Origin of the sequence: Paenibacillus sinensis (assembly GCF_019904155.1) — a bacterium.
GTDB classification, from domain to species: domain Bacteria; phylum Bacillota; class Bacilli; order Paenibacillales; family Paenibacillaceae; genus Paenibacillus_AQ; species Paenibacillus_AQ sinensis.
The window spans coordinates 1-6,778 of sequence record NZ_JAHCMB010000230.1 but is presented as its reverse complement, the minus strand read 5'-3'; the positions used below and the strand labels follow the sequence as shown (position 1 = coordinate 6,778).

At 46.6% G+C, this 6,778-nt stretch carries 8 protein-coding genes; all 8 read left to right on the top strand.

Going from position 1 to position 6,778, the window contains the following annotated elements; genetic code table 11:
- Positions 1–313 (top strand): hypothetical protein (locus KIH86_RS27620; RefSeq protein ID WP_223110773.1); only part of this gene is annotated, 313 nt, incomplete at its 5' end.
- A gap of 78 nt (positions 314–391) precedes the next feature.
- A complete protein-coding gene (locus tag KIH86_RS27615; protein ID WP_223083913.1) occupies positions 392–865 on the top strand; it encodes a hypothetical protein in 474 nt (157 codons plus the stop codon).
- A 230-nt stretch (positions 866–1,095) separates the two neighbouring features.
- A complete protein-coding gene (locus KIH86_RS27610; RefSeq protein ID WP_223083912.1) occupies positions 1,096–1,992 on the top strand; it encodes a DUF6744 family protein in 897 nt (298 codons plus the stop codon).
- Between the two features lie 5 nt (positions 1,993–1,997).
- Positions 1,998–2,354, top strand: a complete 357-nt coding sequence (locus KIH86_RS27605; RefSeq protein WP_223083911.1) for a DUF4258 domain-containing protein — start codon at positions 1,998–2,000, stop codon at positions 2,352–2,354.
- Positions 2,355–2,411: 57 nt separating this feature from the next.
- Complete coding sequence (locus tag KIH86_RS27600; RefSeq protein ID WP_223083910.1) at positions 2,412–2,717, top strand: hypothetical protein; 306 nt, start codon at positions 2,412–2,414, stop codon at positions 2,715–2,717.
- A 107-nt stretch (positions 2,718–2,824) separates the two neighbouring features.
- Positions 2,825–3,916, top strand: coding sequence for an AAA family ATPase (locus KIH86_RS27595; protein WP_223083909.1), 1,092 nt, complete (start codon positions 2,825–2,827; stop codon positions 3,914–3,916).
- 3 nt (positions 3,917–3,919) lie between these two features.
- Positions 3,920–5,278, top strand: a complete 1,359-nt coding sequence (locus KIH86_RS27590; protein WP_223083908.1) for a vWA domain-containing protein — start codon at positions 3,920–3,922, stop codon at positions 5,276–5,278.
- A gap of 66 nt (positions 5,279–5,344) precedes the next feature.
- Positions 5,345–6,337, top strand: a complete 993-nt coding sequence (locus tag KIH86_RS27585) for a DUF262 domain-containing protein (protein ID WP_223083907.1) — start codon at positions 5,345–5,347, stop codon at positions 6,335–6,337.
- Positions 6,338–6,778 lie beyond the last annotated feature (441 nt).

Sequence of the window (6,778 nt, the reverse complement as noted above, 5' to 3'; positions counted from 1 at the left end):
CGGCGATATAATAAATATATATTTATTTCACCTTACACTCCCATTTGCAGGAGAAAAAGGCAAGGCCCGTTCCCTTAATGCTGATTCTTCACAGTATGTTATTGGCCGGGTAGTGTTCCGAAAGGAATTAATGTTTTCCTCGATCCTGCTGAATTCCCATGCTGAAGACATGAGAAGGAAGAGTGAGGTTAAAGCAGGCCAAAAGCTTTCATACCCCAAACTCTCATTTGCCAGAGGTAAGGGTGAGAGTGCCGGAAGGACTCTGGAAAAGATTTGTTACTGTCGTCTATTCAAAATCAATAAGCGTATTTAAAAGCCGATCCTTGCATGGATTTCTCATGCGAAGATCGGCTTTTTTGCGTTCTACTAAAAATGGAGAGGTTGATGAAACATGTTTATTTGGAAAAAAGCAGAGAAGTCCGTTAATGCCCAGTCGGAAACGGAACGTAAAGCCTTAAGTTTTGCAGCGGAGGAACGAGAGCGTCGGAGAAAGGCAGAAAGTTTTCTTTCTTCGATATCCAACGTGATTCAAATCGTCATTCCCGATTTTTTTGGGAGCGAGGAAAAGGAGATTGAATTGGAGGGAGGCGTGTTTTACAGCATGAATAAGAAGTTTTTCTACATTCCGTCCTATGCGGTAGTTGGTGTAGATGGAACAGATACAGACGAGGGGAGAGTAAATATCCTGACTCTTAAGGGTAAGCCATTCTGGGAAAGTGTCCAGCAGATCATGGAGTATGCGCATAACCTTTTGGATGATCTCGAACATCGCGAGGAAGGCCGGAAGCGACTCGTGCAAGACATGGAGATGTTGAACCGGCGTATGGATCATAAAGATGCTGTCTGGCATTCGCCACGACTGTAATCCATGTAGAGAATCGAATCCGAACAAGTGCAAGCTGACTTGTTCGGATTTTTTTATTCCATTCAAAAGGTGTGATGAGGCATGTCTTTGAGAAGTTGGATGATCTCCAGTTGTTCGGTTCCTCACAGCATTGAACGGGTGTTTGCGGCCTATATGCTGGGTGGAATGACACGCATGGAATACTGCCAGCGAGTAGGCTACTTGCTGAAAATCAGAGGAGGTAAGGGAGAATGAATTCGATTTTAAAGGATGTTGCTGCGGTCAAGGCTGACAATGAAAATGTAATTGGACACCTGACATGGCATTCTCTTTCGGAAATGTTGATTACTCCGAATGAGTTGAAGGACAAGTTGGTTCTCTCCGGACTGGGAGAAGGATGGATGCCCCATGAAATTCGGCTTCCTGACGCATTCCGCAGAGCAACCAGTGATAAGTACAAACAAGAAGTCGCTCCAGGTGTTTATGAAAACTACATGTACCGCGAGGTAGCTTCCACCAATGAATTCGTGCAACGGAATCTGGTGTGCGAAACGAAGGACACCAAAGGCAGACGGCTCGATTACCATAGCGATGCGGGTTCCGTAGTGCTGGATCGCAAAACGGGAAAAGTTGATACAGGCTTTGTAACAGCCACAGCGCAGCAGTTGGTTAGTAGTGCAGCGCAACGCTTTGAGATTTATCGGCAAAATTATGGCGCTACTACCTTGCGGACACTGGTTTCCAATATTCTGAAAAGCATGTCACCAACGCCGGTCAGACCGAGTGGTGGCATTTATTTTGTGCCGAAACAATTTGATTCTCAGCTCCAGTCTTTGGTTCAGTTTGTCACTTCGCTGGAAAAAGGCGAAGCAGAGAAGATTCCACTGATTGACACCAAGGACATGAAAAATATGATTACTCGCAAGCTGCACCAGCACTTGCAAGATACGCTTCGTGCTTGTGAGGGTGGCATTGCTGACGGAATGAAGAAGAACGAGCTGAAAGCAATTCTGTACGATGCGAAGCGCGTTGTGGCTGACTTCAAGCAATATGAAAGCATCATCACCGGTGATCTGAAGGACATGGAGCATTGCGTGTCGATGATCCGGGAAAAAGTCACAACGGCCTTACGCAATATGGAGGACTAAAAGTTATGGATGGGAAGGCTTTTGTTGAACATTGGGCGCTGATCTCACAAGTTTTGCGCGAACACATTGATATGGACAAGGTTCGCTATAGCCAACATGCTGGTGATCGTATGTTGGAGAGACAGATTACGAAGAAGGAAGTGGAAGCGGTACTGTATCATTTCGCTCCAAGCGAAATGCATGCACCTTTGCGTTATCCATTCGGAGAGAACTCCTATTCAAACGAAGACCCGGTGCTGACGATTGTTGGACCAGTAGAAAGTGGTAAAATCGCTATTGGTTTAGCAATCAAGAAGCGTAAAAATGGACTTTTGTTTTCAGTTATTACAGTGATTCGCCCTGAAAGTGGCCGTCATATGTAGCACTCCGCCATTTTGATGTATAATGACTACATCAACTACAGGGGCGGTGACTAAACGATGAAAGGAACTAAAGACATGTTGATTAACGATGTCCGGACGACAAACTTTCCGTATGAGGTGATCGACGGGGAGGAGCATTATCCTTTGCATTCTACCGCAGTTGTAGAGAGCATCACCGAACAAATTCCGGAAGAACTTAAAGCGGTAATGACCATTGATTATTCCCAAATCCCTGAAAGCTACTTCCAGAAAGTTAAGGCAGAACTTGGGGTCAAGGAAGCTGACCCGGTTCAAGCTGCGGAAAATGAATCCCGGCTGTTGGATGCGTTGGAGCGGGAAGGTGCTTTTAATCCTCGTTCATAATCCGTAACTCACAGACCATTGTTTTATTAAAATCAAGAGCTGAGAAATCCCACGCGGGAATTTTCGGCTCTTTTTGTTTTCAAAAAAAAGAATCGTGGAGGCTTAATATGAAAATTCAAGATATTCAAAATGCATTGTCCCAGCAGTTTGTGGAGCGCCAGGAAGTAGTCGAGGCATTGCTGGTCGCCATGATTGCCCGTCAACATGCCCTGCTGATCGGGCCTCCGGGCACGGCGAAGAGCGCATTGGTCAGTGATTTAACCAGCCGGATTACCGGAGCTGGATACTTCCAATGGCTGCTGACACGCTTCACTACGCCGGAGGAACTGTTCGGGCCACTGTCCTTGAAGGAACTGGAACAGGGTGTCTACAAGCGGAATATCGCTGGTAAGCTGCCGGAAGCGCACATTTCTTATCTGGATGAAATCTTTAAGTCCAACAGTGCAATTCTGAACGCTCTTCTGACGCTGGTGAATGAACGCTTGTTCTATAACGATGGCGCACCAGCCCAGGTCCCGCTCATGTCCTTGATCGGTAGTTCGAATGAGTATCCGGAGGAAGGCGAAGGGCTTGAAGCCTTGTTTGACCGTTTCTTAATCCGCTTTGAAGTGGGTTACATCGGTGAAGAAACTTCTTTCCTTCAGATGCTCAAGGGGACAGCTCCATTACCAGCTCAAATGACACTGGAGGAATTGTTTGAGCTTCAGTTCTTCAGTGATACGGTGACGATTCCAGATGATGTATATGAAACGTTAGGCCGTATCCGTAAGGAACTGAAGGACGAGGGAATTCATCCGTCTGACCGCAGATTCAAGCAGTCCTTGTCCATTATCCGGGCGAAGGCAGTATTGGCCGGACGCGATCATGCGGAGAGAGAAGACGTGCTGCTTTTGAAAAGTAGCCTATGGGAACGGCCTGAGCAACGAACGAAGGTCGCGGCTATTGTCAAAAAGCATGCGCAAGATGCGCTGAAGCGCCAAATGGAGGAAACTGTCCAACAAGTAAAGGAAGTGCTGGAAGAAGTACAGAAGAACAGCACACCGGATCAGGCGCTTGAGGCGACTAAGAAGCTGAAAATGCTGTCTGCGGATATTGAGAAGTTGGCTCAAAGCTACCCGCAGCGAAGCGAAATCAGCGACTTGAAGGAGCTTGTGAAGAAGTCGTTGGAGGAAGTCGCAGCTTTAGCGCTGGGAGTGTAGATGATGAATGAGTCAGTATTAAATACGGATTCGTTCGATCGTCGTCGTTTTGAACAGATCATGGATATGTCGGCCAAGCTGCAAGAGGTAGAGCGTAAGGGAGAGTCTTCTTTCCCTACGCTTGGCCCTTTGCTTGGTGATGTGTGGGCAGGACTGTTTAAAATGAGTCCGAAGCTTCTGCCGGAGGTATCGTCTGAGCTTCAAATGAACCAAGTCTTAATGGAACGCATTATGAACGAAGAGGCGTATCATGACTTCCGGGAGTTTACACGGCTGGACGACATTGCATCGGCATTAGGAACAGCCCGGTATAGTGAAACTATCACGAATTGGATAGAAGAGCAAACGAGAAAGGACGAGGAATGGCGGAAGCAGATTGCTGAAGGAACTGCTGGAAACCAGGAGGCCATGAAGCAGGCTGTAGCGGCGCTAAGTCAGGCTTTGGAATCGAATGGTGGGAAATTATCTCAGGCACTCCAGCAAGCCGGAAAACAGGCGAGAGAGGACAAGGGGAACCTTGTTTCTATCTTCGGTGGGCTGCAAGCTGGAAGTGGGGATGCGGAGCTTAGAAAAGTACCACTGCGGGAACAGATTCGTTTTGGAGAGCATTTAGCCAACAATCAAAAGATGAAGCAAATCGCGGAGTGGGCAGGAAGACTCAAAATGATTGCTCAGAAAAAGCAACGTTCCAAAGCGCAGCAGGCCACGAATCGCAGTGGTGTGACGATGGGGAATGCGCCGGAGCATCTGCTGCCTTCAGAGCTAATGCTTCTCAGCCACCCTGCAACCAGGTTGGACACTCTTCGCCGGTATGCAGAGGGACAAATGCTTCAGTATGATTTGAAGGGGCAGGAGCAGCTAGGCAAAGGGCCGATTGTCCTGTGCTTGGATCAATCAGGGAGCATGAGTAGCCAAGATACACGATCTAAGGGATTCGCACTTGCCTTAATGAGCATCGCCCGTAAGCAACGGCGTGATTTTGCCCTAATTCCCTTTTCAGGAACTGCCAGTACACCTCTGATCTATGAACGTGGAAAGATTACGGTTCAGGACATGATCAATCTGGCCGAAATGTTTCGTGGGGGAGGAACAAACTTTGAATACCCGCTGAATCAGGCATCGAAAGTTATTCAGAAAAGCCGGTTCAATAAAGCAGACATTGTATTTGTTACAGATGGTGAGGCAACATTGTACGAGGATTTTTTGACGCAATGGCAAGAGTTTAAGACCAAACGGGAGGTTCGGGTGCTTTCAATACTGCTTGGTAATGAAAAGGCTACTACGGTGAACCGCTTCTCGGATAAAGTGGTGAAGGCATCCAGCTTTGAAGATGAGGCCGTGTATCAGGCGTTTGAAATTTAATCTACATGGACGAGCCGGGGGCAACAGCTACCGGTTCGTTTTTATTTTGAACTGGAGGAAAATCTAATGAAAATGAAAAGAGCAAGTATCCAGCGGACAACAAAAAGCCTTTTGAACATGCGGGAACGGATTCGGTTTGATCTTCCGTTTCAGCGCAATTCCGTATGGAAAAATGATCGGCGTTCCTTTCTGGTCGAATCCATGATTCAGGACTGGTATATCCCGAACATTTTGGTTTGGGACAATGGTGATGATAACGTTTGGGTCATTGATGGCCGGCAACGTTGGGAATCCACATTCTTCTTTCAGGATGGTCTTTACAAGCTCAGTAACGGTACAGCAGATTTCAACGGTGAGAAACTGGCTGGTAAGAAATGCTCGGAGCTATCCAGTGATACACAGTTTGAGTTCCTGACTTATAATTTCACCGTCACTGAATTCCGGGATTGCACGTTTGAACAAGTCGAAGAACTGTTTTACCGGGTGAACCAATCCGTGCCGCTCACATCCACTGAGAAGACGCGTGTAAAGGTAGCTGCTGATGTGAGGGATGCTGTACAGGCCACAGCCCAGCATGTCTTTTTCGAGAAGCTGGCATTTACTGAGGCTGACAGGGTGCGATATGTGGATGAACAACTGATCTGGCAATTCGTGGCCGTTGTTATGCAGCAGGATATTGACTTTGGTGGTGCAGCGCTTGGGCGCTTCATTTCAAGCCTGAATGAAGTTCCTGGAAAGGTACTGAACGAAGTTGAGCAACGGATTGACTATCTTCATGGAGCCTTTCGCAATTGGGATGTGAAGGAACGGAAGAGTCTGAAGAAGGTTCATGTCGGGTCATTGTTCCAAGTTGCTGAGATAGCAAAAAAGGAAAACTGGTCGGAAGATCAGTTCGGTCAGTGGGCAAAATCGTTTTTAGTTGAACGGTACAAGACAGACAGCCCCTACGGTCAGCTTTGTCAGAAGGGGGCAACTAGCAAGGCGTTTGTCGCCAAGCGGATCGGATTTATGCAGAAGGATATGGAGCAGTTTCCGGTGCAAATGGAACTGCCAGATTAACAGTGACTTCATATGCAAGGATTATGTTCAGGTCGTTCTTATTTTGTACTGCTTCTTTCTTTCTCTTGTCTCTCAAAAAGCATGCTTTTTGATACACGCGATTTGTTATGGTAAAAAGGGTTCCAAAAAGTGTGGCTTTGGCTTATGAAGTATTTCATTATGAAGATGGAACTTTTGAGTCACTTTTTAGGGAGAAGTATACCAGATGGACTTGACTTGAAATCAGGAGGGATAAATGCACATCAAACTATGAAAGCTTAGGATTATCCAGATTCGTGTTTACCGGAGTTGGCGGATTATGAGCAACGGAGATAAGTTATCTATCCCATTTGAGAGAAATTCCTCTTCCCAAAGTATCATCTTTTGTGATATTATGGAAATATTCAAAAGCATCGGTAGACACCTCACAACACTTGATGGTTTGTGAGGTGTTTTTGTGTT